17 protein-coding genes are annotated in these 25617 nt (G+C 60.0%); 4 read left to right on the top strand and 13 right to left on the bottom strand.

The window, feature by feature from the left end; genetic code table 11:
- Window positions 1-175: 175 nt before the first annotated feature.
- Window positions 176-3799, top strand: a complete 3624-nt coding sequence (locus tag M0808_RS16590; protein WP_247841909.1) for a hypothetical protein — start codon at window positions 176-178, stop codon at window positions 3797-3799.
- Between the two features lie 88 nt (window positions 3800-3887).
- On the opposite strand, the gene M0808_RS16585 is transcribed toward M0808_RS16590, so the two are convergent.
- From M0808_RS16585 to M0808_RS16555, 7 genes are all read right to left on the bottom strand, one after another.
- Window positions 3888-5525 carry a BatD family protein gene (locus M0808_RS16585; protein WP_247841908.1) on the bottom strand — a complete coding sequence of 546 codons (1638 nt, stop codon included), beginning with the start codon at window positions 5523-5525 and terminating at the stop codon, window positions 3888-3890.
- Window positions 5522-7258, bottom strand: coding sequence for a tetratricopeptide repeat protein (locus tag M0808_RS16580; protein ID WP_247841907.1), 1737 nt, complete (start codon window positions 7256-7258; stop codon window positions 5522-5524). The genes M0808_RS16585 and M0808_RS16580 overlap by 4 nt, the downstream gene beginning before the upstream one ends.
- Window positions 7255-8334 carry a VWA domain-containing protein gene (locus M0808_RS16575; protein WP_150368734.1) on the bottom strand — a complete coding sequence of 360 codons (1080 nt, stop codon included), beginning with the start codon at window positions 8332-8334 and terminating at the stop codon, window positions 7255-7257. The genes M0808_RS16580 and M0808_RS16575 overlap by 4 nt, the downstream gene beginning before the upstream one ends.
- A complete protein-coding gene (locus M0808_RS16570) occupies window positions 8327-8824 on the bottom strand; it encodes a DUF4381 domain-containing protein (RefSeq protein WP_007968588.1) in 498 nt (165 codons plus the stop codon). Before M0808_RS16570 ends, M0808_RS16575 begins: the two co-directional genes overlap by 8 nt.
- Window positions 8821-9765, bottom strand: coding sequence for a DUF58 domain-containing protein (locus M0808_RS16565; protein WP_247841906.1), 945 nt, complete (start codon window positions 9763-9765; stop codon window positions 8821-8823). The genes M0808_RS16570 and M0808_RS16565 overlap by 4 nt, the downstream gene beginning before the upstream one ends.
- 5 nt (window positions 9766-9770) lie before the next feature.
- Window positions 9771-10730, bottom strand: coding sequence for a MoxR family ATPase (locus M0808_RS16560; protein ID WP_003218556.1), 960 nt, complete (start codon window positions 10728-10730; stop codon window positions 9771-9773).
- 268 nt (window positions 10731-10998) lie between these two features.
- Window positions 10999-11352, bottom strand: coding sequence for a hypothetical protein (locus M0808_RS16555; protein WP_098964262.1), 354 nt, complete (start codon window positions 11350-11352; stop codon window positions 10999-11001).
- A gap of 161 nt (window positions 11353-11513) precedes the next feature.
- Between M0808_RS16555 and M0808_RS16550 the strand changes: the two genes are divergently transcribed.
- On the top strand, window positions 11514-13082 hold the full coding sequence (locus tag M0808_RS16550) for a hypothetical protein (protein ID WP_247841905.1): 1569 nt from the start codon (window positions 11514-11516) through the stop codon (window positions 13080-13082).
- A 724-nt stretch (window positions 13083-13806) separates the two neighbouring features.
- On the opposite strand, the gene M0808_RS16545 is transcribed toward M0808_RS16550, so the two are convergent.
- Window positions 13807-14985: a colicin-like pore-forming protein gene (locus M0808_RS16545; protein WP_247841904.1), complete on the bottom strand. Its 1179-nt coding sequence runs from the start codon at window positions 14983-14985 to the stop codon at window positions 13807-13809.
- A gap of 686 nt (window positions 14986-15671) precedes the next feature.
- Here M0808_RS16545 and M0808_RS16540 point away from each other — a divergent pair.
- Complete coding sequence (locus M0808_RS16540; protein ID WP_095136367.1) at window positions 15672-20567, top strand: NAD-glutamate dehydrogenase; 4896 nt, start codon at window positions 15672-15674, stop codon at window positions 20565-20567.
- A 165-nt stretch (window positions 20568-20732) separates the two neighbouring features.
- Here the strand turns inward: M0808_RS16540 and M0808_RS16535 are convergent, their stop codons facing one another.
- From M0808_RS16535 to M0808_RS16520, 4 genes are all read right to left on the bottom strand, one after another.
- Window positions 20733-21446: an ATPase gene (locus tag M0808_RS16535; protein ID WP_247841903.1), complete on the bottom strand. Its 714-nt coding sequence runs from the start codon at window positions 21444-21446 to the stop codon at window positions 20733-20735.
- Between the two features lie 241 nt (window positions 21447-21687).
- Window positions 21688-22089, bottom strand: coding sequence for a cupin domain-containing protein (locus M0808_RS16530; RefSeq protein WP_027613102.1), 402 nt, complete (start codon window positions 22087-22089; stop codon window positions 21688-21690).
- 199 nt (window positions 22090-22288) lie between these two features.
- Window positions 22289-22582: an antibiotic biosynthesis monooxygenase gene (locus M0808_RS16525; RefSeq protein WP_247841902.1), complete on the bottom strand. Its 294-nt coding sequence runs from the start codon at window positions 22580-22582 to the stop codon at window positions 22289-22291.
- Between the two features lie 123 nt (window positions 22583-22705).
- Complete coding sequence (locus tag M0808_RS16520) at window positions 22706-24139, bottom strand: PLP-dependent aminotransferase family protein (protein WP_247841901.1); 1434 nt, start codon at window positions 24137-24139, stop codon at window positions 22706-22708.
- Between the two features lie 311 nt (window positions 24140-24450).
- Here M0808_RS16520 and M0808_RS16515 point away from each other — a divergent pair, with 311 nt between their 5' ends.
- Complete coding sequence (locus M0808_RS16515; RefSeq protein ID WP_027613104.1) at window positions 24451-24891, top strand: carboxymuconolactone decarboxylase family protein; 441 nt, start codon at window positions 24451-24453, stop codon at window positions 24889-24891.
- A gap of 235 nt (window positions 24892-25126) precedes the next feature.
- Here M0808_RS16515 and M0808_RS16510 read toward each other — a convergent pair whose 3' ends face one another.
- The gene (locus M0808_RS16510; RefSeq protein WP_247841900.1) at window positions 25127-25471 is read right to left on the bottom strand and encodes a hypothetical protein; all 345 of its coding nucleotides are present in this window, start codon (window positions 25469-25471) and stop codon (window positions 25127-25129) included.
- Window positions 25472-25617 lie beyond the last annotated feature (146 nt).

Genomic DNA, 25617 nt, shown 5'->3' with positions numbered 1-25617 from the left:
AAATGTAGGAGCTGCCGCAGGCTGCGATCTTTTTGCTTTTTACTTGGGCAAACAATCTTCCGTCCGTCGCTACTGTCAGATCTGACAGTAGTCAGCCATCAGCACCGAGTGGTGGGATTGCCGCAGTCGCCAAGGCGTCGGGCCGGGGCTTTCTGTCACTTGAGGAGTTGCTTGTATGAAAACGCAATCACCATCAGCCTCTACGTCTTCTGATCCAGGCGTGAACGCGCTCAAGCCCATAAGGATCACCAAACTCAAGACTCCCGTGCAGGGCTATGACGGTGGTTTGCCGGTGGCCGCCGTGGAGGGAGGCGTCGATTTTCTGGTCCCTCCCTGGCTGGTCATGGAGGCGGGTGATCTGCTTGAGGTGTTCTGGGGCGACCTGCAGGCGCCGGTCTGGAGTAAAGACATCGAGCCGGAAGATGAAAACGAACTCATCAAAGGGGTTATCGATGAGGGGCATATCCGCAGAGGGGAGGCCTATCCGGTTTTTTATCGAGTGACCCGGCCGTTTCAGGAACCTGAGTCAACACCGCTGCAAAGGTTCTTCGTCAAACTGGATCGCCCCGGCGGCTTCGATGACGACCAGTCAACGCCCGGCAACCAGAACCTGCGCTACCACATTCTCCAAAGCATCATCGACAACGGCGTCGGCCCCGGGGAGGCCGCGGCGGGTGTGCCGATCACGATCCTGCCGTACCCCTTCATGCGTATCAACGACCGTGTCAAAGTGGCGTGGGGCAGCGTAGAGAAAAACGTCCTTGTCGAGCAAAAACATATTGACGACCCTGTGCGTAACCCGCTGATCGTGACCTTCGAAAAGAGACTGATCGAGCAGGCAGGTGATAGCGCCGGGGTGATCGTGATGTACCAGGTGATCGATGAGTGTGGCAACTATCCGGATCCACGGTCACCGTGGTCGGCGGAAACCCGCATCTTGGTGGATCTGAAAGGAAGTCGTCTGGATGCGCCTATCGTGCTGGAGGCCGATCCTGTCAGCAATGTCATCGATCTCGACGAGTTGCAAGATGACGATGTGAACGTTCTGGTCAATACCCCCGCTAGCGTCTTCAAGTTGCAGGACATTGTCGCATTGACCTGGCAAGGCACTAACGCCGAGGGCGCGCCGATCAATCATGGCCCGCTGGAGTTGCCGGTGACGCGAGTCGGCGTTGCGCTGACGTTCACTGTCCCGAACGACAAGGTGTGGGCCATCGCCAAAGGCCGGGCCAGTGTCTCTTACGTACTCAAACGAACAGGCGAGGCTGATCGGACGTCGAAGAGCGTCGGTATCACGGTAGAGGGTGAGACCATCCGTCTGCCGGCTCCTACGGTGGATGAAGCCCCCGCCGGTACGCTGGACCCGAACGAGCATTGGGCCACCGTGCGCATGCCATGGTTTGCGGGACGCGCCGCCAGTGACCTGTTGACGCTGATCTGGGAGGCCACGCGGCCCGGCGGCGGCATCGTCTATTACGAAGACCCGCGTCCGGTTGGCGATGTACCGGATGACGAGCCAGTGCTACGCAACGTCTCGAACGCGGTGATCCGGCGTTTCGACGGGTTGAAGGTGTCGGTGTCCTATACCGTTGCCAATGATGATGAGGCGACACTCAACGTGCGTGAGTCTTTGCCGTTCGAGATGCAGGTCGGGGAGGTGGTCCCCTTGCTCGAGGGACCCCGGGTGGAAGAGGCGCGCCGCGAAACGTCTTCGATCGATCCGGAGGACGTGCCGCCGCTGGGTTGCAAGTTGATTGTGCCGTACCTGGAGACACTGCCCGACGACGTGGTGAGTTATCGCTGGCGCGGTGCGACCAGTGATGGCAGCACCAGAGGTTCGATATCGCTGACGTCGCAAACCGCTGGCAAGGAAGTGCCTTTCACAGTGGCCAGACAATTCGTGAGCAATAACCTCAATCACCTGATCGTCATCGATTACTTCATCGTGCGAGGCGGCAAGACCCTGGCGTACTCGTTTCCCCTGACATTGCGAGTCCTCTCTGCTCATCTGGATCTTGATCCACCAACCGTTGATGGCGCGCGCGGCGGCCAGATCGACGCAAGTGCGGTACCCGGTGTCGGCGCAACCGTGAGACTTACAGCGGCCTACGGCCTGAAGGTGGGTGACAGCGGTGAGATTCGCTGGATCGGAGCGCCGGGAGGCGGTACCGCCACCGTACCGTTCCAAGTGCAAGCCGGAGAGGCAGGGCGCGACAAGCTCGTGACCGTACCGAGGTCGGTGGTGCTGGCCAATGTCGGGCGGGAAATATCGCTGGATTGCACGGTGCTGCGTCAGGTGGGAGGGCGGCTTAATTCACGCGTGGCCGTTTACGACGTGCTCGCCTCCAAAGGCTCTGGACGCCTGCTGGTGATGGGCGCGCGCTCGCGCGGCAATTACCAGATTTATGGCGGTGGGACTGCGTGGCTGACCGCGCTGGATGCGATTACCCGGCAGCCGATCAACGCCTCGTGGCGTTACAACGGCGAGGAGGGCGAGGTCAGTGGCACGACGTTCCGTGACACTCGACCGGATCGGCTGCTGCATGTGCGGATCAGTGATGATCAGGTGACGATCAATCCGCAGAACCTGTGCGGGAACGGGAATTTTATATCCGGCCAGGAAGCAAACAATGCGGCCTTTGCGGCACGGACTGAGCGTGGAGCCCTGGTGGCATGGGGTAAGCCAGGCCGTGGTGGAAATTTAGGAGGTTCATTACCGGCCATTTCTGATGCCATATCGCTGAGTGCTTGCGGTTACGCCTTTGCGGCACGACAGGCCTCGGGTGCGGTAGTGGCTTGGGGGCTGAGTGGAAACGGAGGAGCCGTGTCGGAACCCATCAGTCCTTTGCGGGATATCGTAGCGGTAAGCGGCAACGGTTATGCGTTTGTCGCGCTACGTCGTGATGGGAGTTTGGTGGCGTGGGGAAGCCCTCCTTGGGGGGCAGCACTTCCAGAGCCGGTAGCTGGGCTGAGGGATGTTGTCAAAGTGATTGGCAACCTCTACGCCTTTGCTGCGCTACGGGCCAATGGTTCAGTAGTGGCTTGGGGGCACCAAACCTGGGGAGGAAACTTGCCTACGGCTATCGGGGCATTGGATGACATCGTTGATCTAGTAGCTACCGCTTATGCTTTTGCCGCCCTGTGTGCCAATGGTGCGGTAGTGGCATGGGGCAGTACCGGTAGAGGGGGAGTTGTGCCTGCCGAGATTGGAGTACTGATAGACGTTGTGGAACTGAGCGGAACCGAACGCGCCTTTGCCGCGCGACGCAGCAATGGCAGCGTTGTTGCCTGGGGGGCCGGGGCACACGGCGCAAACGTTCCTGCGCCGATCGCATTACTGACGGATATCCGGACGATAACGGGTAACTATGGATCATTCGTCGCACTGCTGAGCAGCGGGCGGATAGTGGGTTGGGGATCCCAGGCAATTCCGGCGCCAGTTGCATTACTGACTGACATCGTCCAGGTGGTATGCGGGGGAGTTGCTTTTGCTGCGCTGCGGGCCAACGGCACCGTTGTAGCCTGGGGGGCTGCTGATCGAGGTGGGGAAATCCCGGATAGTATTGCCGCAAGACTGGTCAACGTCCGCGCCATTTATGGCAACACCCATGCCTTCGCCGCGCTGACCTCCAGCGGCGAAGTCGTGACCTGGGGCCGTGGCCCGGCCGGCGGTAACAGCGATGCCGTCGCCGACCAGCTCAATGGCAAAATCTTCTACGAAGCCACAGCGTTGTCCCGTGGTCTGGGAATGCGTGAGACACGACTGCTTGAAGCGGCGGAAAGTGAACAAGCGTCATAACACCTTCAACGCCTGAAAGATCGCAACCTGCGGCAGCGCCTACACGTGATCCCTGTAGGAGCTGCCGCAGGCTGCGATCTTTTGCGGTTTACTTCGGATAAAGCGGCGGCAACCCGCTGTCACCCACCGGATCCTGCACCCGCTCGGCCGCCGGAATGGTACGGATCGCCCGCCACAAATCCTCGCCCTGCCAATGCTGCCCCGTCTCGCTGTACAGCGCGCCATTGAGCCCATCCAGCGCATCCGACAACGGCACAAACCGCGCTGCCATATCCGCCAGCGTCTCCGGCTGCTGCCGCGCCCATGCATCCAGCGCCTGCCGGGTCGCTTGCGGATCATTCGCCTGGCACGCCCGTTTGATGTCGTCCAGCAAAGTGCGCGGGCTCGGGCCGGTTTGGGCGGCGCGGTGCACCGCCGGTTGCCAGCGCGCCCGCCACCACAGGCCGAAGCCGAGCAGGGTGGTGCAGGCGAGGATCAGGGTGCTGAGTTTCCACCACCACAACACATCGTTATCGATGGCGCTCACTTGCAGAGTGCCGGCCGGGGTGTCGACCTGCAGGCTCGGGTTGTTCGCTACTTGCAGGGTGCGCGCCGGCAGGCTGGTGTGTTCCAGATGATCTTCGAAGGTGTTCCACCAGATCACGTCTACCGTCGGCAACTCGATCGCGCCGCTGCGGCTGGGCACCAGCGCTTCGCGTTCTTCACGGCTGCCGATCAGGCCGCGCTCGCCGCTCTGGTTGCTCAGCACCGGTTGATCCGGGTAGCGGCGCAGGCCATTGGCTTCGGTGCCGGGCAGGGCCGGCAACTGCGAACTGGCCAGGCCTTCGGCTTTTAAAGTCAGGCTGCGAGTCAGGGAGTCGCCGACCTGAAGATGATCCGGCTCAGGGTTCCAGCTTTCGCTCAGGCTCAGGCTGCGTGCCGGCAGCCACGGCGCATCGGCCGGGTAAGTCAGCGGTTTTGGTTTGACCGTCAGCGGAATCTCTGAGGAGCTGACGTGCAGCAGCTTGCCCGGTTTCGGGCCTTGCGCGGTCGCGTCCTGAGCCGGCTGAGTGTCGACCAGTGTGGCGCTGAAAGTCTGCGGGGCGATGGTCAGCAAGCCGCTGTGCTGCGGGTAGATCGCATAGCGCATCTCGATCACGCCATGGCGCACGCCGTTGATGTCTTTCTCGTAAGTGCGGGTGTCGCCCAGTTGCTCGATACGCGCGTCGGCGATCTGCAGCGGGGTCAGGCTGCTGTCGTCATACAGCGACACCGAATGGTAGATGCGCAGGGTCAGGATCGCCTGGGCCTGCACGTAAACGCTGGACTGGTCGAGACTGGCCTCGATGAACACCGGGTCCAGGTTGTTTTTCTCTTCGCGGCTGTCGCTCTCGATTACTTGCACGGTGATCGGCTGGCTCTGCACCTCACCCAGTTGCAGCGGCGGAATGACCACACTGCCGTTCTCTTTCGGCAGCAGGGTAATGATCCAGCGCGTGGTGGCGCGGTTGTCGCCATTGAGGGTGTTCAACTGGTTGACCTGACGCGTGCCGCGCACCTCGAACAGCGGTTCCAGCGGCGCCAGGTCGGGTTTGCCGAACTGCGTGACATCATCCGTTTCGAGGGTGAGCTCGACCGTCTCGCCGGAGTTCAGGCGACTGCGATCCACGCTGGCCGTCAGCTCGGCCGCCTGGGCGGTGGCCGTGCAGAGCAGCAGGGGCAGCAAGAGAGCGGTGAAACGGGTCATCGAGTTTTTTCCTGATCCTGATGTTGTTGCTGTTCGTACCAGAATTTGCGTCGCAGCAGTTCGCCCGGGTCGTCGGGGATCTTGCCCAGCCATTGTTCCAGTGCCTGACGCTGCTCGCCTTCGAGGTTGTCCTCGCTCGGGCGCAGCGTAGGCACGGTATCGGTTTCTTCCGCTTCATCGTTGCCCGGCACTTCGTTGGGGCCTGGCTGCGGCGGGGTGGTCGGTGGCGGTTCGCTGGCCGACTCGCCGGGCTGGGCCTCGCTCGGGGTGTCACTTTTCACCGCGGGTGGTGGCGCGGTCGCTGGTGGCGATTCATCGCCGGGCACGTTCGGCTGCGCCGGTTGTGGCTGTGGTTCGGCCGGTGGCGGAGTGTTCTTCTGCTTGAGCAGATTTTCCACCAAGGCCTTGTTGGTCAGCGCCGGGCGCAAGTCCGGTTGCAGTTCCAGTGCTTGCTCATAGGCATCGATGGCTGCTTCCAGCTCACCACTTTTCGCCAGCGCATTACCGCGATTGTAGTGGGCGCGGGCATCGCTGCCTTCGGCGAAACGCTGAGCGGCGCCACTGTAATCGCCGGCCTCGTACAACGCTACCCCTTGCCACTGATGATCTTCGAAGTGGTCGGCAGCCTCGGCCGGGCGTTTCTGTTTGAGCAGGTGCAGGCCCTGTTGGTCGGGGCGCAGCCACAGGTCTTCGAAGTCGAAAGCGTAGCTCGGCTGCGGTAGGCACAGCAGCAAGGGCAGGCAAAACAACCAGCCACGTCGTCCGGCGCAGGCAGCCAGCAGCAATAGCGGCAACAACAGCCAGTATCCCTGATCGGCCCAAGTGTCGAGGCGCACGGTCTGGCCATCGTCGCGCAGGCTGCGCGGGCCATCGAGCAGGCCGAGGGCGCGCAAATCGGACTCGTCCAGTCGCGCGTTGTGGTACTCGCCGCCGACACTGGCGAGGAATGCGCCAAGGCCCGGGCTGTCGAGTTGCGGCACGCGGATCGCGCCTTGTTCGTCCTTGAGGAAACTGCCGTCCTCCTGAGCGATTGGCGCGCCTTCAGCGGTGCCGATGCCGAGCATCAGCAGTTGCGCCGATTGCTGGCCAAGGGCGCGGCGGATGCCTTGGCGTTCTTCTTCGGTCAGCGAGGAGCCGATCAGCAGAATCCGTCCTTGGCCGAGCGCGCCTTGCTTGAGCAAGGCCAGTGCCTTGCTCACGCCGAGATCAGCGCGATGGCCGCTTTCCGGCATCAGCGACGGCTTGAGGGCGTCGAGCAGATTGTGGCTGGTCGCCAGGTCATCCGACAGCGGCACCAGCGTGTGCGCGCTGCCGGCGTAGACGACGATCGCGGTCTGCGCATCGCTGCGCGCCTGCAACAAGTCGAACAGCTTGCGCCGGGCCTGTTCCAGTCGCGTTGGCGGCGAATCGGTGGCGAGCATTTCCGGGGTCAGCTCCAGCACCACCACCAACGGGTCGGCAGGTTTCTGGCTGGTCTGTTCGACCCGCTCCCAGCTCGGTCCGAGCAGGGCGACGAGGGTCAGCAGCCACGCCACGCCAAGGGCGACCCACGGCAGCTTGCTGGCGCGGCCATTGCCACCGCTGAGCAGCGTCGCGTGGAACGCCGGCGGCAAAATCATCTGCCAGCGTCCGGCGCGTTTCTGCCGGTGCCAGAGTTGCCAGATCAGCCAGCCCAGCAGCGGCAGGAGCAGCAGCCACCAGGGGCGGAACCAGTGCGGCCAGAGCGCGATCATCGGCGCCTCCGCAAACGCAGGCGCTTGAGACGCTCGCGCCAGTCAGGCAGCGGACTTTGCAGATACAGCTCCTTGGTAAACAGGCGTTGCAGCGGGTTGTCCGGCCACAATTCGCGGGCGACCAGCAACAGGCTAAGCAGCAGGGCCAATGCCAGTGGCCACTGATACAAGGCTTGCGCCGGGCGCGCCTGGGTCGGTTGCTGGGTCACCGGTTCGAGTTGATCGAGGGTGTCGCGGATCGCTTGCAGCTCTTTGCCGTCGCGGGCGCGGAAGTATTGGCCACCGGTAGCGTTGGCGATGGCCTTGAGGGCCGGCTCGTCGAGGTCCAGGCTCGGATTGACCCCGAGCAGGCCGGTGCTGCCACTGTCTTCGGGGTCGGCGCCGATGCCGATCGGGTAGATTTTCACCCCTTCGCTGGCGGCCAGTTTCGCCGCGGTCAGCGGATCGATTTCGCCGCCGTTGTTGGCGCCGTCGGTGACCAGAATCAATACCCGGCTCTGTGCCGGGCGCATGCGCAGGCGCTTCAACGCCAGACCGATCGCATCGCCGATGGCGGTGTTCTTGCCGGCGATGCCGATCCGCGCTTCATCGAGCCAGACGCGCACGGTGTGCCGGTCGAAGGTCAGCGGTGCCTGCAGATAGGCCTGACTGCCGAACAGGATCAGACCGACGCGGTCGCCATCACGACTTTCAAGGAAATCGCCGAGCAGATGCTGAACCAGCGACAAGCGACTGACGTCTTCGTCCTGCCACTGCATGTCGGGAAAGTCCATCGAGCCGGACACGTCCACCGCCACCAGCAGATCGCGGCCGCTGGCGGCGATCGGCAACGGTTCGCCGAGCCATTGCGGGCGGGCGGCGGCGCTCAGCAGCAACAGCCACAGCAGCAGGAACGGTGCTTGCTGGCGCCACGCCGGCAGGTTGGCGCGGGCCCGGCGCCGCGCCAGACCTTCGAGGTCGGAGAGGAAACTCACGCGCAGCGCCGGTTCGCCGCTGTCGGCCACCGGCAGCACCAGACGCATCAGCCACGGCAGCGGCAGCAGCACGAAGATCCACGGCCAGGCGAACTCAAACATGCTTGCGAATCCAGGTGTCGACGGCTTGGGTCAGGCCGGCGATGGCTTTGTCGTCAAGCTTGCATTCGGGTTTGTAAGCACCTTCGACCAGCACCATCCAGCGCGTCAGGCCGGCGGCCGGGCAGCGGTTGTCGAGAAACGCCAGCCATTTGCGGCCATTGAGCGTGTGGCTCTGGCTGTAGGGGTAGTGGTTGCGGCACAGGCGTTTGAGCAGACCGTTGAGTTGCTGCAGCCAGGCACCGGCGGGTGCGCCGTCGTAGGGTTTGGGCATCTGCGCCAGTTCGGCCAGTGCGGCGATGCGCACGGGGTCGAGCGGTTGTTCGGCGCGCACGATCGGGCGTTTCCTGGTCGGAATGAACCGGCGCAAACGCCACACGGCGAAGCCCAGCAGCGGCAGCAATAACAGCAGCAGCCACCAGCCCGGCGCTGGCGGCCAGAAGTCGATCGGCGGCGGCGAAATCAGCGGTTGCAGTTGTTCGAGGCCGTTCATCGACTGCTCCCCGGGCGCTGCGGATTGAGGAACTCGCGCATCTGCTCGACCATTTCGCTTTGCGTGCTCAACGGCATCAGCAGCACCCGCAGTTTTTGCGCGAGCAATTCCCAACGGGCGATACGGGCTTCGGCTTGGGCGCGATAGGTCTGGCGCAGCTCGAAGTTGAGGGTGTCGAGTTCCAGTTGTGCGCCTCTTTCCGCGAATCTCAGCAGCCCGGCGGCAGGCAGGGCGTGATCCAGTGGATCGGACAGCGGCAACAGCAACAGATCGCAATGACGCGATAGCAGACTCAGTTGCTGCTCGGCGCTGTCGGACAGCGCGCGCTCGTCGCAGATCACGATCACCAGGCTGCCCGGACGCAACACTTCACGCGCCCGGCGCAGCGCCACGCCGAGGGCGTCGCGGTCCGCTTCGCGTTCGCTGTGCAGCGACTGATTGACCTTGACCAGGCGGTTGAGCAATTGCAGCAGACTCTGCTTGCTACGGCGCGGTTTGATTTCGTAATGCTCGTTGTCGCCGAACACCAGTCCGCCAACCCGATCATTGTGCCCCAGCGCCGCCCAGCCGATCAGCGCCGCCGCTTGCGCTGCAAGCACCGACTTGAACATCAGCCCGGAGCCGAAAAACAGCCGGGTGCTTTGCTCGACCATGATGAAAATCGGTCGCTCGCGTTCTTCATGGAACAGCTTGGTGTGCGGCTCCTGGGTGCGCGCGGTCACGCGCCAGTCGATGGTGCGCACGTCGTCGCCGGCCTGATAGACCCGCACCTGATCGAAGTCGACCCCGCGACCACGGAATTTCGAGTGATGCAGACCGATCAGCGGACTGCGCTGACTGGGTGTGGAAAACAGCTGCACTTCGCGCACACGGTGGCGCATCTCGATCAGATCGGTGAGGCTGATGCGGATGCCCGGTTCGGACGGCAGGGGGGCGTTCATGGGGGTCAAGCGACGGCTACGACGTCGAGAATCCGCTGCACCACCCGATCCTGATCGATGCCGGCGGCTTCGGCTTCAAACGACAGAATGATGCGGTGACGCAACACGTCGAACAGCACCGCCTGAATGTCTTCCGGGCTGACGAAGTCGCGCCCGGCCAGCCAGGCGTGGGCCCGGGCGCAACGGTCGAGGGCGATCGAGCCACGTGGACTGGCGCCATAGGCGATCCACTCGGCCATTTCCGGATCGAATTTGGCCGGGGTGCGCGTGGCCATGACCAGTTGCACCAGGTATTCCTCCACGGCGTCGGCCATGTACAGACCGAGGATTTCCTTGCGCGCAGCGAAGATCGCCTGCTGGCTGACCCGGCGTTCGGGTTTGGTTTCGCCGTTGAGCGCTTCGCCACGGGCCTGCTGCAGGATCCGGCGTTCGACGGCGGCGTCCGGGAAGCCGATTTTCACGTGCATCAGGAAGCGGTCGAGCTGCGCTTCGGGCAACGGGTAGGTGCCTTCCTGCTCGATCGGGTTCTGCGTGGCCATCACCAGAAACAGCGGCGACAGCTCGTAAGTGCTGCGCCCGACGCTGACCTGACGCTCGGCCATGGCCTCGAGCAGCGCCGATTGCACCTTGGCCGGGGCCCGGTTGATTTCGTCCGCCAGTACCAGGTTGTGGAAGATCGGCCCTTGCTGGAACACGAAACTGCCGGTTTCCGGACGATAGATCTCGGTGCCGGTGATGTCGGCCGGCAGCAGGTCCGGGGTGAACTGGATGCGATGGAACTGGGCTTCGATGCCCTCGGCGAGTTCTTTGATCGCTTTGGTCTTGGCCAGACCCGGAGCGCCCTCGACCAGCATGTGGCCGTCGGCGAGCAGGGCGATGAGCAAACGCTCGATGAGTTTTTCCTGGCCGAGAATCTGCGTTGAAAGAAAGGTTCGCAGCGCCAGCAGCGCTTCACGATGTTCCATCGGTGACTGTTCCTGGAAAGGGTGGCCGCAGGCGTTCGGATAACGCCGGGGCTGGGGGCGTTACTTTAATCCATCGAGGGGGGCGGCGACTAACGGCATTTTGCGCAAAGTGCGGGAAATGACCGGGGGATTTGTTGGAATTTTGTAGCCGGGAAGTGATTGGTTGACTGTTCCGGCCCTATCGCGAGCAGGCTCACTCCTACATAGGGGCGTCGTACACCGTACTGTAGGAGTGAGCCTGCTCGCGATGAGGCCCTTCAAGACGCCATCAAATCTGGCTAATGAAAGTGCCAGTCCCATCCAGAATATTCTTCAGGGTTTCTTCAACTTCAGCCAGATCAACCATGTCCGGATTGAAGGTAATTTCCAGCACATCATCGCCATTCAGCGCATCGGCATCCGCCGCCGCGATTTCAATCTTCAGCAGAGTCTTGGACAGGGTGACTTTCACGCCGTCCAGCGTCGAAGGCTCGCCATCCAGGGTGATCTCCAGCTCGTCCTCGTCCGGATAGCGGCTCATCAGAAACATGTCGCCCTTGTCGCTATGGCAGCAGAGCATGGCCATGTTGTCTTCTTCGTCGTCGCACGGGTTGACGATCAGTAGGGCGGTGGTCATTTGCATGGGGGAATTCCTGGCCGACGGGCGCTAAGTGCAATCGAAAGCGCGATTTTGCCAGCCTTGGCGCATTTGCGCTGCTCTCTTGCGTGGTTGCTTTGTTGCTGCCTGCAATACGAGGGCGGGTGAAACCTGGCGGAATCGGTGAAGAGGGAAAATTCCGACAGATGAATCCTGTGTTGAGGGTTGAAATTTCCGAGGACGCCGCAGGGAAAATTACTTGTTTGAACTTGGCAGCCATTTTCTGCTTTTTCGCTTGTTTTATCGCCACGATTGTCATTATTTTGCGGTTCGAGCGCAAAGGAGTGCGTCAACTCAAACCGAAAAAAGGACCTCTTTCAATGCATCCGTATTTCGAACGCGCTGAGGAAATTGCACACCTGTCCGACGATCAGATCGAGCAGATTTATCAGCGATATCTGGACGGGGAAAAAAGCGCTGCGCTTCTGGCCGAGTATCAGATCCCTGCCACTGTTCGCAGCTTGCTCAAGGTTTTGCCGCCGATGGTCAGTCAGGATCTGAAGTGCCCTTATTGCGATGTGCCGATGTGGGTACGTCGGCACGCCCGGGGCACTCCGATCTCGCAGCGTCATCCTTACAAGTGCATACGGTGCGAGCACCGATACTCTGCATCCGCCCGCCATGGCCGACGCATGGCGTGTACTTGCCCGGCATGTTGCCAGGTTCATCAGCAACAATTGGCGGCGCAGGCCGAGCGTGATCGCCGCGAACTTGAATCGTGCTTCGGTATACCGAGTCCGGCGGTGCCGTATTCGACCCTTGGGTTTGTGCAGAAACTGACGTTGCTGGCTTTGCTTGACGATGGCAATGCCAACCATCCCGAATGGATCGCGCCGTTGAGCGCGACATCCCGAAGCGAACATCTGGCACCGAGCGTCGAGGCCAGCGAGGAAAGATTGAAGAGTCTGCACGAGGCTGGCGTGTTAGCGGTCGCGACGAGCTCTGATATCAGGGCCTTCGATCGCACTGAGGGTTGCAGTATCAGTGACTATTGCGCAGTGCGCTGGCAGCCTAATGTGGCACTCGGCGGCGTTGCGCGCTGTAATCGGGAAAGTCTGTATCTGACGCTCTATCAGGAGTTGTCCGGCGACATTCAAGTTGCCTGGAAGAGCGAACTCTACGGGCTGATTTTCGATCTGGCCCGAGAAGAATCGCTTCAATACATCCGTGTGCTGGCCAATGAAGTCAGTTTTTCGTTCACGGCCGAGGCGCGTGCCGAAACGGTTGTGGGGCAACTCCTGCAGGATTTTTCCGTAAGCCAGCTCTATTACTTTGCCCGCCTGGCGGTAAAAAACGCTGCGCACTTTTACGCCACCGGCAACTCCAAAGGTCGCAGTCACGCGTCCAACACCATCCCGCGCAACATGCTCGGGACCGCTCAGGACGCCCTGACTCGGAACTGGCGCAAAAACGCACACCGCGATTCGCGGGTACCGCAATCGGCGTTGCATCGGTTGTTGTATGACGTAGTGCTCAAGGACAGCGGTGCCGGGTTTTCCAAGTCGCCGGGAATGTATTGGCGCGATGAACTGGTGCCGCAGTTCTTCTCCCGTGCAGCTTTTGACAGCGACCTGCTCGGTCATTTGAGGCTGTTTTGCCGAGAGTGTGACTCCAGCAATATCGACGCCAGCATGGATAAATTGATCCTGAAAACCATGTGTTACGACTGTGCCACCGTGAGCAAATTCAGGGCTTTCGAGGAGCTGCCTGACTGATGTTGATGGTGGGGGGGCTAAGCGGCCCAGGAAAAGGGAAGGCATAAGCTCAATGTGGCTGCTTTCCTTTTTTTCTTCGAGGTAGTTCCTGAGGATGTTGCCTTGAATCTTTTTTGAGTTCTGAGGGCTGTTTTCTAAAGTGAATGATAGTGCGGTAAGGAACGTAAAACAGGAGTTGAAAGAGAATCGGGGGGAGTAAGAATACGAAAAGAAAAACTCCTGAAGAGTACGTTGAATAGAATAGAAAATTCTGACCCATGATCCTCAGTTTTGAGTCGCGGCTCATGAGGTCGGTGGAGTTTAAATACGCTTCATAGGTGAAGAAAGAGCAAAATAAAAGCAGGACAATGAGCGATAAGGAATATTTTATGAGTGAGAGTTTGTTTGCTCTTTCAAATATCTGGTCGGATATTTTTAAGCATCTGTACAGGAATATTAAGCTGAATATTGGCGCAAATACCGCAATGTAATTCGTGGTTATCCTGGAGCTTAGAGGGAGTTTGGACGACCAGAAGCCGATGTTTTCGATCAGATAGTTTTGTAGAGCAGAATCTAGCAGCATAGGATGGTGCTCGTTAATGATTGGAACTATCAGGTTGATGAGGAGGATCGGCGCCAGCATGGATATAAAACATGCGGTTGATATGGATGGCTCAGGAGTGTTTTGCACCGTGTAATCCTTGTTTGGTGGCCGGCTCAATTAATTGAACCGGCGGGCAGAGTATTAATGCGCTGGCGTCGTTTCAACTAGCGTGAAAATCGTGTCATTTATCTTTTCTACGGTTTTGGCATCGAGTAAAGCGGCAACGCCAGCCACGAGGAGGCCGGTAGCGACTACAGCAATTACGGGTGGAAACGAAAAAGCAGCTAGCACTGGTGGTGCTATGAGAGCGACCAGCAACCCTGCTCCGGCTCCTGCGGCAATGCTTTCGAATTCGAGTAACAGGGGTTTCCAGTTTCCATCCTGAAAACCGATGATTGCCTTTTCCACAACAGAATGCGCCTGCACGATTTTTCCGGTTACGCCAAATCCTTTGGCGAGCCGATTGACACTGTCCATGTAGGTCGCCTTGTCCAACGCGTTCAGTGCGTCGACAACCGCACGGGTATCCTGCGGGCTGAGCCTTGCATTCGGGTTGGTTCGCACCTGCTCGAACGTTCGCAGCGCCTCGTTGTAGCTCCTGATCTTTTTCCCTGATACATCCTTTTGAAGATCCATCACCACTTGATGCAGCTTGGCGCCGTATTTCTCGAGGATGAATTTGTTCGCGTCGGCGACGTAAGCCACTGCGCGTTTGTAGTCATCAATACGTTTGGCCTCCGCTTCGGCAGCGATCCGTTGTTTTTCTTCCTCCAGTCGCAGAGCAGCCTGACGCGCCTGCTCTTGTCTTTGCGCCTCTTCAGCTTGTCGCGCCGCTTCGGCGGCCTGCTGTTGGGCGAGGGCCTCGGCCTGTCGCCGAGCTATTTCGGCATACAGTCTGGTCTGGCGGTCTTGAAGATTTGCGATTTGTTCGTTCAGAAGCATGGCGTCGTAAGTGGCTTGTAACTTCGCATATTGTTGCGACGTTTTAATATCCCTTAATTTTTGCTGCAGTTCGGTGTTTTTTTGAAAAAGCAATTCATTGACAATGTTGATGGCTTTGTTTAGCCATGTATCGGGAGTGGGGTGGATCAGCGGTGGGTGTCTGCTGTCCATAATGTTCAGCTCTGTTTGCAGGCCTTGCTCTAAATTGCGCTTTTTTTCCAGATAGTCACTTTCTATCGCCAGTGTGAGCCCATGCATCGGGTTGCCCAGCGGATAATTCTTGAGAATATCTCCGCGAATGGTGCCAGGGTTCAAATTGATGATTTCCCAGGAGCCATCGCCGTAGATTATTGTTGTCGGAAGTTCAAGTTGTCGCATGTGTTGATTCCTTTCTTTGATAGAGACCCGTTCCGTGGGTCGGTTTGATAACTGATGTCTGGTTTTTTATGAGGTGCGCTTATATAGATAGCACTGCCGATTTTTGCGTTCAAATCGTGCTGTAGGAATTCGGTCTTCAAATTATGTGAGACATTTCTTGTCAGTTTGTAAGGATTCTTTAGTGTGTTTCTACTTGTTGTTTTTTATTGGTTTTTTGGTGCGAACAATCGAAGGCTGTGTAAGCTTTGGCTGGGTGATTTTCCAAGGAGGAAAGGTGTGGCAGGAACGAATTCCAGGTAATCGGTCATTTCAGGTGCGCTTGCCTGTTGAGCGGCTACCTGAAGCGCGAGAATTCTCTTTGGCTGCTAATGTTTACCGGTGCGCGGGGCCGCGTTTACGTGCCAATGACCGAATATGTCGCAGCACCGCAAGCAGACACATTGTCGCACCCATTAAGCTGCGCAACGGATGAGCACCCGTAAAGACATTGTCGGCAGCCTCGACAGTCGTTTTTGCAGATGCCCATTCAATGGAAGGTGAATGTGACCTGAGTGTCTCGTCCAGCTTCACCCACCTGTCACCCTGTTTCCTCTGCCCGAGAATCAGGAACAGGGCGACACAAGCCCCGAAAGGGGTGTTGCACGCGACGCTTTCCATCAATAACAAGCTTAAGCGGAGTACCACAGATGGCGTTCTTCACCGCAGCCAGCAAAGCCGACTTCCAGCACCAACTGCAAGCGGCACTGGCGCAGCACATCAGTGAACAGGCACTGCCACAAGTGGCGCTGTTCGCTGAACAATTCTTCGGCATCATTTCCCTGGACGAGCTGACTCAACGTCGCCTCTCCGACCTCGCTGGCTGTACTCTTTCCGCGTGGCGCCTGCTTGAGCGCTTCGATCACGCGCAACCGCAAGTGCGCGTCTACAACCCTGATTACGAACGCCACGGCTGGCAATCGACCCACACCGCGGTCGAAGTCCTGCACCACGACCTGCCGTTCCTGGTCGACTCGGTCCGCACCGAGCTGAACCGCCGCGGCTACAGCATCCACACCCTGCAGACCACCGTGCTCAGCGTGCGTCGTGGCAGCAAAGGCGAGCTGCTGGAAATCCTGCCCAAGGGCAGCACCGGCGAAGGCGTGCTGCACGAGTCGCTGATGTACCTGGAAATCGACCGCTGCGCCAACGCGGCCGAACTGAATGTGCTGAGCAAAGAGCTGGAGCAGGTGCTCGGTGAAGTGCGCGTCGCGGTCGCTGATTTCGAGCCGATGAAGGCCAAGGTGCAGGAGATCCTCACCAAGCTCGATCACAGTGCATTCGCCGTCGATGCCGACGAAAAGACCGAAATCAAGAGCTTCCTGGAATGGCTGGTGGGCAACCACTTCACCTTCCTCGGCTACGAAGAGTTCACCGTTGTCGATCAGGCCGATGGCGGTCATATCGAATACGACCAGAATTCCTTCCTCGGTCTGACCAAACTGCTGCGCACCGGTCTGACCAACGAAGACCGGCACATCGAAGACTACGCAGTGAACTACCTGCGCGAACCGACCCTGTTGTCGTTCGCCAAGGCTGCGCACCCGAGCCGCGTACACCGTCCGGCCTACCCGGATTACGTGTCGATCCGTGAAATCGACGCCGACGGCAACGTCATCAAGGAACACCGCTTCATGGGCCTGTACACCTCCTCGGTGTATGGCGAGAGCGTGCGGGTCATTCCGTTCATCCGTCGCAAGGTCGAAGAAATCGAACGCCGCTCCGGCTTCCAGTCCAAGGCTCACCTGGGCAAGGAACTGGCGCAGGTACTCGAAGTGCTGCCGCGTGATGACCTGTTCCAGACCCCGGTCGACGAACTGTTCAGCACCGTGATGTCGATCGTGCAGATCCAGGAACGCAACAAGATCCGCGTGTTCCTGCGCAAAGACCCGTACGGTCGCTTCTGCTACTGCCTGGCCTACGTGCCGCGCGACATCTATTCCACCGAAGTGCGCCAGAAGATCCAGCAGGTGCTGATGGAGCGCCTGAAGGCCACCGACTGTGAGTTCTGGACCTTCTTCTCCGAGTCCGTGCTGGCCCGCGTGCAGTTGATCCTGCGTGTTGATCCGAAGAACCGCATCGACATCGATCCGCTGCTGCTGGAAAAAGAAGTGGTACAGGCCTGCCGCAGCTGGCAGGACGACTACGCCGCACTGACCGTCGAAAGCTTCGGCGAAGCCCACGGCACCAACGTGCTGGCGGATTTCCCGAAAGGCTTCCCGGCGGGTTACCGCGAGCGTTTCGCGGCGCATTCGGCCGTGGTCGACATGCAGCACCTGCTGAGCCTGAACGAAAAAAATCCGCTGGTGATGAGCTTCTATCAGCCGCTGGGCCAGGTGTCCGGTCAGCGCGAGCTGCATTGCAAGCTGTACCACGCCGACACCCCGCTGGCGCTGTCCGACGTCTTGCCGATTCTGGAAAACCTCGGCCTGCGCGTGCTGGGTGAGTTCCCGTACCGCCTGCGTCACACCAATGGCCGCGAGTTCTGGATTCATGACTTCGCGTTCACTGCGGCGGAAGGCCTGGAGCTGGATATCCAGCAACTCAACGACACCCTGCAGGACGCGTTCGTCCACATCGTCCGTGGCGATGCCGAGAACGATGCGTTCAACCGTCTGGTGCTGACCGCCGGTCTGCCATGGCGCGACGTGGCGCTGCTGCGTGCCTACGCCCGTTACCTGAAGCAGATTCGTCTGGGCTTCGACCTGGGTTACATCGCCAGCACCCTGAACAACCACACCGACATCGCTCGCGAGCTGACCCGGTTGTTCAAGACCCGTTTCTACCTGGCGCGCAAGCTGGGCAGCGACGATCTGGAAGACAAGCAACAGCGTCTGGAACAGGCGATTCTGACCGCACTGGACGACGTTCAGGTGCTCAACGAAGACCGCATCCTGCGTCGTTACCTGGACCTGATCAAAGCCACTCTGCGTACCAACTTCTATCAGACTGACGCCAACGGCCAGAACAAGTCGTACTTCAGCTTCAAGTTCAACCCGCACGCGATCCCTGAGCTGCCGAAGCCGGTACCGAAGTTCGAAATCTTCGTTTACTCGCCACGTGTCGAAGGCGTGCACCTGCGCTTCGGCAACGTTGCGCGCGGTGGTCTGCGCTGGTCCGACCGTGAAGAAGACTTCCGTACCGAAGTCCTCGGTCTGGTGAAAGCCCAGCAAGTGAAGAACTCGGTCATCGTGCCGGTGGGCGCGAAGGGCGGCTTCCTGCCGCGTCGCCTGCCACTGGGCGGCAGCCGTGACGAGATCGCGGCCGAAGGCATCGCCTGCTACCGCATCTTCATCTCCGGTCTGCTGGACATCACCGACAACCTGAAAGACGGCGCGCTGGTACCGCCGGCCAACGTCGTGCGTCATGACGACGATGACCCGTACCTGGTGGTGGCTGCGGACAAGGGCACTGCGACCTTCTCCGACATCGCCAACGGCATCGCCATCGACTACGGCTTCTGGCTGGGTGACGCGTTCGCCTCCGGTGGTTCCGCCGGTTACGACCACAAGAAAATGGGCATCACCGCCAAGGGCGCGTGGGTCGGCGTACAGCGCCACTTCCGCGAGCGCGGCATCAATGTCCAGGAAGACAGCATCACTGTGGTCGGCGTCGGTGACATGGCCGGTGACGTGTTCGGTAACGGCCTGTTGATGTCCGACAAGCTGCAACTGGTTGCCGCGTTCAACCACATGCACATCTTCATCGATCCGAACCCGAACCCGGCGACCAGCTTCGTCGAGCGTCAGCGCATGTTCGACCTGCCGCGTTCGGCCTGGACCGACTACGACACCAGCATCATGTCCGAAGGCGGCGGCATCTTCTCGCGCAGCGCGAAGAGCATCGCCATCTCGCCGCAGATGAAAGAACGCTTCGACATCAAGGCCGACAAGCTGACCCCGACCGAACTGCTGAACGCCTTGCTCAAGGCGCCGGTGGATCTGCTGTGGAACGGCGGTATCGGTACTTACGTCAAGGCCAGCACCGAAAGCCATGCCGACGTGGGCGACAAGGCCAACGACGCACTGCGCGTGAACGGCAACGAGCTGCGCTGCAAGGTAGTGGGCGAGGGCGGTAACCTTGGCATGACCCAACTGGGTCGTGTGGAATTCGGTCTGAATGGCGGCGGTTCCAACACCGACTTCATCGACAACGCCGGTGGCGTGGACTGCTCCGACCACGAAGTGAACATCAAGATCCTGCTGAACGAAGTGGTTCAGGCCGGCGACATGACCGACAAGCAACGCAACCAGTTGCTGGCGAGCATGACCGACGAAGTCGGTGGTCTGGTGCTGGGTAACAACTACAAGCAGACCCAGGCTCTGTCCCTGGCGGCGCGTCGTGCCTACGAGCGCATTGCCGAGTACAAGCGTCTGATGAGCGATCTGGAAGGCCGTGGCAAGCTGGACCGTGCCATCGAGTTCCTGCCGACCGAAGAGCAGATCAACGAGCGCGTTGCGGCAGGCCATGGTCTGACCCGTCCCGAGCTGTCGGTGCTGATCTCGTACAGCAAGATCGACCTCAAGGAACAGCTGCTGAACTCGCTGGTGCCGGACGATGACTACCTGACCCGCGACATGGAAACGGCGTTCCCGCCGACCCTGGTCAGCAAGTTCTCCGAAGCCATGCGTCGTCACCGTCTGAAGCGCGAGATCGTCAGCACCCAGATCGCCAACGATCTGGTCAACCACATGGGCATCACCTTCGTGCAACGACTCAAAGAGTCGACCGGCATGAGCCCGGCGAACGTGGCCGGCGCCTACGTGATCGTGCGTGACATCTTCCACCTCCCGCACTGGTTCCGTCAGATCGAAGCGCTGGACTACCAGGTCAGCGCTGACGTGCAACTGGAGCTGATGGACGAGCTGATGCGTCTGGGCCGCCGTGCTACCCGCTGGTTCCTGCGTGCCCGTCGCAACGAGCAGAACGCTGCCCGTGACGTCGCGCACTTTGGTCCGCACCTGAAGGAGCTGGGCCTGAAGCTCGACGAACTGCTGAGCGGCGAAATCCGTGAAAACTGGCAGGCGCGTTATCAGGCTTACGTCGCGGCCGGTGTTCCGGAGTTGCTGGCGCGTATGGTCGCGGGTACCTCGCACCTGTACACCCTGCTGCCGATCATCGAAGCGTCCGACGTCACTGGCCAGGATCCGGCCGAAGTGGCCAAGGCCTACTTCGCCGTGGGCAGTGCGCTGGACATCACCTGGTACCTGCAACAGATCAGCGCGCTGCCGGTTGAAAACAACTGGCAGGCCCTGGCCCGTGAAGCGTTCCGTGACGATGTGGACTGGCAGCAACGTGCGATCACCATCTCTGTCCTGCAACAGGGCGACGGCACTCAGGACGTGGAAGCACGCCTGGCGCTGTGGATGGCACAGCACGAAAGCATGATCGAGCGCTGGCGCGCCATGCTGGTGGAAATCCGCGCTGCGAGCGGCACCGATTACGCCATGTATGCCGTGGCCAACCGAGAGCTGCTGGACCTCGCGTTGAGCGGGCAAGCGGTGGTGCCTGCGGCTGCTGCGAATGCCGAGCTTGAACTGGCCTGAGTAGTGGTTGAATGAAAAAGCCCCGGTGTCGTGAGATGCCGGGGCTTTTTTGTGTCTGTGGGTTTTGTGTTGCCTGGTCTGGCCCCTTCGCGAGCAAGCTCGCTCCCACATTTGAAATGCATTCCCCCTGTGGGAGCGAGCTTGCTCGCGAAGAGGCCCTCTGGATCAATACAAGTCAGGTGCTTGTTTGTTATCAAGCATCGACACTTTATCTGTCGGTCTGGTCAACAAATTACTCAGCGACTGATCAAACTTCTGCAGCGCCCGAACTTGCACATCCTGCTGTTGATTAATATCAGCGACGATCTCTTCCGAACGTTTGAAGTCCGCCCAAACCGGTGTCAGTTCTTTGGCCTCCGAACCTTTCGCCGTGCCGATGTAGTTCAACTTCGCATCATAAAAATCCGCACTCACATCGGCTTTGATGTCGGAACTGCGCGAAGTGATCAGTTGGCTGTGGGTATCGACGATCGCCACCACATCGGGGTGCGCCGCGCGCAGGCTCTGCATGTCCGGGTACACCGTGACCGAGCCGAACTGCCGTTGCAGCGAGGCCTTCACCCAGTCCACCGCCATGTCCGGTTTCGAGGTGTTGACGTAGGCGTCGTGGATCGGCTGCACCAGCAGGCTCTGGCCGAAACCGGTGCCGGCGTTGGCCTGATAGTCACGCAGGTATTCGCGGTTGGTCTGGGTGCTCGGGCTGTAGACCACGCCCAGTGACACGCCGGGACCGCTGTGCACCTGGGCGGCGCTGCTGCGGCCGACCGGTTGGGTGAACAGGGTATCGAGGGACGACACCGCTTTCGGCGCGGTGGGTACTGAACAGGCGGACAAGGCTAAAACCGATATCGCCAAGGTACTGGCAAAAGCAAGTTTCATGATGAGTCTCCCGTGAAGCAACTTCAGTCGGAAAGTCAGCGTTGTCGCGGCTGTGGGTGACGGGCGCACGACAGTTGATTCAGACTAAACCCGCCAACCTGTAAATAAGCTGACAATTTTTCGAGTTGTGGCGATGCATTAGTTTTATTGGCTTTAAAGCAAAGCGGTTAATTGCCTCGGGAAATAAAAAGGCGCAAAACAGTGTTTTGCGCCTTTTTATTTATGGCTGTGCCAACAACCATCAGTTTTTCAAGGGGATCAGTACTTGCTCGTCCGGGGCCAATACCATGAACACCAGCAACTTCGCCGGTTTGCTGTTGCTGGCGTTTTTCGACACCAGGTGTTCGGAGCCGGCCGGTTCGTACCAGAACTGGCCTTTCTTGTAGGTGATCGCCTGTTCGCCCTTGACCTGGGAAATCACTTCGCCTTCGAGCACGTAGGCCATGGCGGTGCCGTCGTGTTTGTGGGCGATCGAGGACTGGCCGGGTTTGTAGTCGACTTCGATCATCATGGCTTTCTTGCCGGGGGCGTTTTTCAGCATCTGGTCTTGCAGGACGGTGACTTTCTCGGATGGGTCGTGAGCCAGGGCGGCGGCAGACATGGACAGGGCGATAACGGCGGTGAAGAGGTGCAGGGCTTTCATGGTGGATCACCTGTGGGAGGAGGGGGTGGTGACCACAGTAGTCTGCGGAGTGGGTCAAGCAAACGGCCAATATTCGGGAAGATCGGGTGACCAATCAGTCGTTCGGCGGTGCGGCTGAATACGCCTTCGCGAGCAAGCCCGCTCCCACAGTTGAACGCATTCCAAATGTGGGAGCGAGCTTGCTCGCGAAGGGGGCAGATCAGACGATTGGGAAGCTATTGAAATCCACACTATTGGCCAAGCGGCTATCGATCAGGTCAATAAACCCCTGTGCCTCAGGCCGGTTGAAGTGCGCTTGCATCGCCGCTTCCGACTGCCAGCGCGCACTCACCGCCCAGCGTTGGCTGTCCTCGGGGCAGCGGTCGACCATATAGGCGTCGCAGCCCGGTGTCTGGCGCAAAGTGTCGACGATCTTCTGCAACTGCCGGCCGAGCTCTTCAGAACGGCCGGCGGCGGCGCGCACCTGCACGGTGTTGATCACTTCGTTGGACATTGCTCACACTCCTGAATCAGGCCGGACGAATCCTGCTCATTGAGGGATAACGCCAGTGCAGAATAGGCCTGCACCCCGTGATCACCAATAACCAATCGGCGGTTAATCGCCCAGACCAATCATTCACGCCACTTGTTGCAGAATGTCGCGCAGGCGATCCAGAGCGGTGTCGATATCGAGGGTTTCAATAGCGCCGAAGCCGAAGTACAGGCCGCTCTTCACCGGCTGTTGATAATGAAAAATGTCGATGGAATACAGCCCGACCTCGACTTTTTTCGCCAGTTCGATCACCAGCGCCAGGTCGATCGGCACCTTGCACAGCACCGCCATGTGGAACCCGGCACTGGGCGGAATCGCCTCCAGCCACGGCGCCAGATCGGTGGCCATGCGCGCCAGAATTCGCTCGCGGCGCTGGGCGTAAATCCCGTGGCAACGGCGGATGTGCTTGAGCAGGCAACCTTCGGCAATGAACTTGGCCAACGCCCATTGCGGCAGGGTCGAGGCGTGCAGGTCGGTGAGCTGTTTGGCGCGGATCACCGCTTCGAGAATCGCCGGCGGCAGGATCGCGTAACCCAGACGCAGCTCCGGCAGCAAGGTCTTGGAGAAGGTGCCGACGTAGGCAACGATGCCGCGCTGATCGAGGCTGAACAGTGAGTCCGTAGGCCGCCCTTCGTAGCGGAATTCGCTGTCGTAGTCGTCCTCGACGATGATCGCGCCCAGCTCATAAGCGCGGGCGAGCAAGGCTTCGCGGCGCGCCTGGCTCATCGGCATGCCCAGCGGGAACTGGTGCGACGGCGTGACATAAATCATCCGCGTGCCCTCGGGAATCTGCTCGACCACAATCCCTTCGGCATCCACCGGGATTCCGACCACTTCGGCGCCGTGGGTGCCGAACAGCAACCGCGCGGGCGGATACCCCGGATCTTCCATCGCCACCCGACTGCCGGGGCTGATCAGCACGCGGGTGATCAGGTCCAGCGCCTGTTGCGCGCCGTTGCACACCACGATGTCTTCGTCCTGACAGTTGATCCCGCGCGAGAACGCGATGTGCCGGGCAATCGCATTGCGCAGCGCCGGCAGACCCTCGGGTACGCTGTAGAAGCCTTTGGACCCGGCCATCTGGCGCATCGCGTGCGACACGCAGCGGCGCCAGTCGTCATGCGGGAACTGGCCCTTGCTGGTGGCGCCGCCGATGAAGTCATAGCGCAACGAACCTTCCAGCGACGGGTGGCGCAAAAACACCGGCAGATTGCGCCAGCGCTCGATCACCTCGGCGCTGGCCAGTTCGGTGTGGCTTTGCTTGCGCTGGATCTGCGCCGGGCGGGCGTTGACGTAGGTGCCTTTACCGATCACCCCGGTGAGGAAATTTTCGTAAGTCAGCTGCGCGTAGGTGTCGGAAATGGTCTTGCGCGAGATCCCCAGTTGCTCGGCCAGCAGACGGCTGGGCGGCAACTGCGTGCCGGCGGCCAGGCGCCCGGACTCGATGGCGCCGCGCAGTTGCTTGTACAACTGGCCGGCCAGGTCCTTGCGGCCATTGATCACGACGTGAAGTTCCATACCGACGCGGCTCCGGAGGGCGATTGAAGTGTCGGCCAGATTAACGCTGTTGGGTGATTGGCAGTAGTTGCGCAGCACAAAAAACCGAAATTGGTCACCGTCCTACTGTGGGAGCGGGCTTGCTCGCGAAGGCGTCGTGTCAGGCACTAAAGTATTGACTGACACACCGCCTTCGCGAGCAAGCCCGCTCCCACAGGTTCTATGTGTATCTGTTGGGCAGTGGTGTAGCAATATTCCGTGGAATTGGGGCTGTAACGCTGGCAGTTCTGCGCTTACCGTGAACTCATCACTCCGCTTCCCCGAGAGCTGCCATGTCCCCGCGTCTGGACTACTACAACGCATCGCCCAAGGCGATGAAAGCGATGATCGCCATGGAGGCGCTGACCAGCGACCTGAGCATCGAGGCGCCGCTGTTGCAACTGATCAGGATCCGCGCCTCGCAGCTCAACGGCTGCGCGTTCTGTACCGACATGCATTCGGTGGACGCGCGGCGGGCCGGGGAGAGTGATCGGCGTTTGTATGCGATCGCGGTGTGGCGCGACAGCGGCTTTTTCAATCCCCGCGAGCGCGCTGCGTTGGCCTGGGCCGAGGCGGTGACGCTGTTGGCCGAGAGTCATGTGCCGGATGATGTCTACCAGTTGGCCAAAGCGCAATTCAGTGAGGCTGAACTGGTGGATCTGACCATGGCCGTCACCACCATCAACAGCTGGAATCGCCTTGCAGTAAGCTTCCGCCAAACCCCAAGCGACTGACGTGCATACCCTGTGATTGGGGTATTTCTAGTGATTGAGGTATTCCTTGTGGTGAGGGGATTTATCCCCGATGGCCTGCGCAGCAGGCCCATAACAATCCGACGCGGGTCCGTCAGATAAACCGAGTCAGCGGGATTGACGACTGCTGCGCAGCCGATCGGGGATAAATCCCCTCGCCACAGGTGTGTTTCCCCTTCGTATAGGTGTGTGAGTTTCTTAGCCTTAGGTGTTTGATTCATTTATTGGTTAATGGGGAAGTTCCGTTATTGGCGGGTGGGCGCTGCGGTTTGACTGAAGTGCCGAAAGTGTTGCCCATGCGTGTGCCTGTCGCCGCCGGCGTCGCCAGCCCAACCTGATTCGGTGGCCGCTTGTTCACCGGCACATTCAGCGCTTCCTGATTCTTTTCCGCGGCGGCAGCCCCTTCCGGATTGTTGCCCATCTGCTGGCTCAGGCAGTCGTAATTCGGCGCCTTGTAGCCGCCCACCGTCACCTCCACACAGCCCAGCGGCTGTTCGGCGTGGGCGCTGACGAAGGCGCTCAGCAGCAGCCCGCCGAGGGCGAATTTCCACAGTGATTTCATGCAAGCCTCCTGGCCGGCCCGAAGCGGCCGTTCTCTGATTGCAGTCTAGTGCAAGCCTCGCGCGAATCCCGTGATGGTTTTTTTGCACCGCCCGTCACACCAGATTCATAAACAGCCATCAGGATGACGGTTTTCAGGGGTACGTC

It is taken from the genome of Pseudomonas sp. MWU12-3103b (assembly GCF_023100615.1).
GTDB classification, from domain to species: Bacteria; Pseudomonadota; Gammaproteobacteria; order Pseudomonadales; family Pseudomonadaceae; genus Aquipseudomonas; species Aquipseudomonas putida_A.
This window is presented reverse-complemented; position numbering and strand designations above follow the sequence as displayed.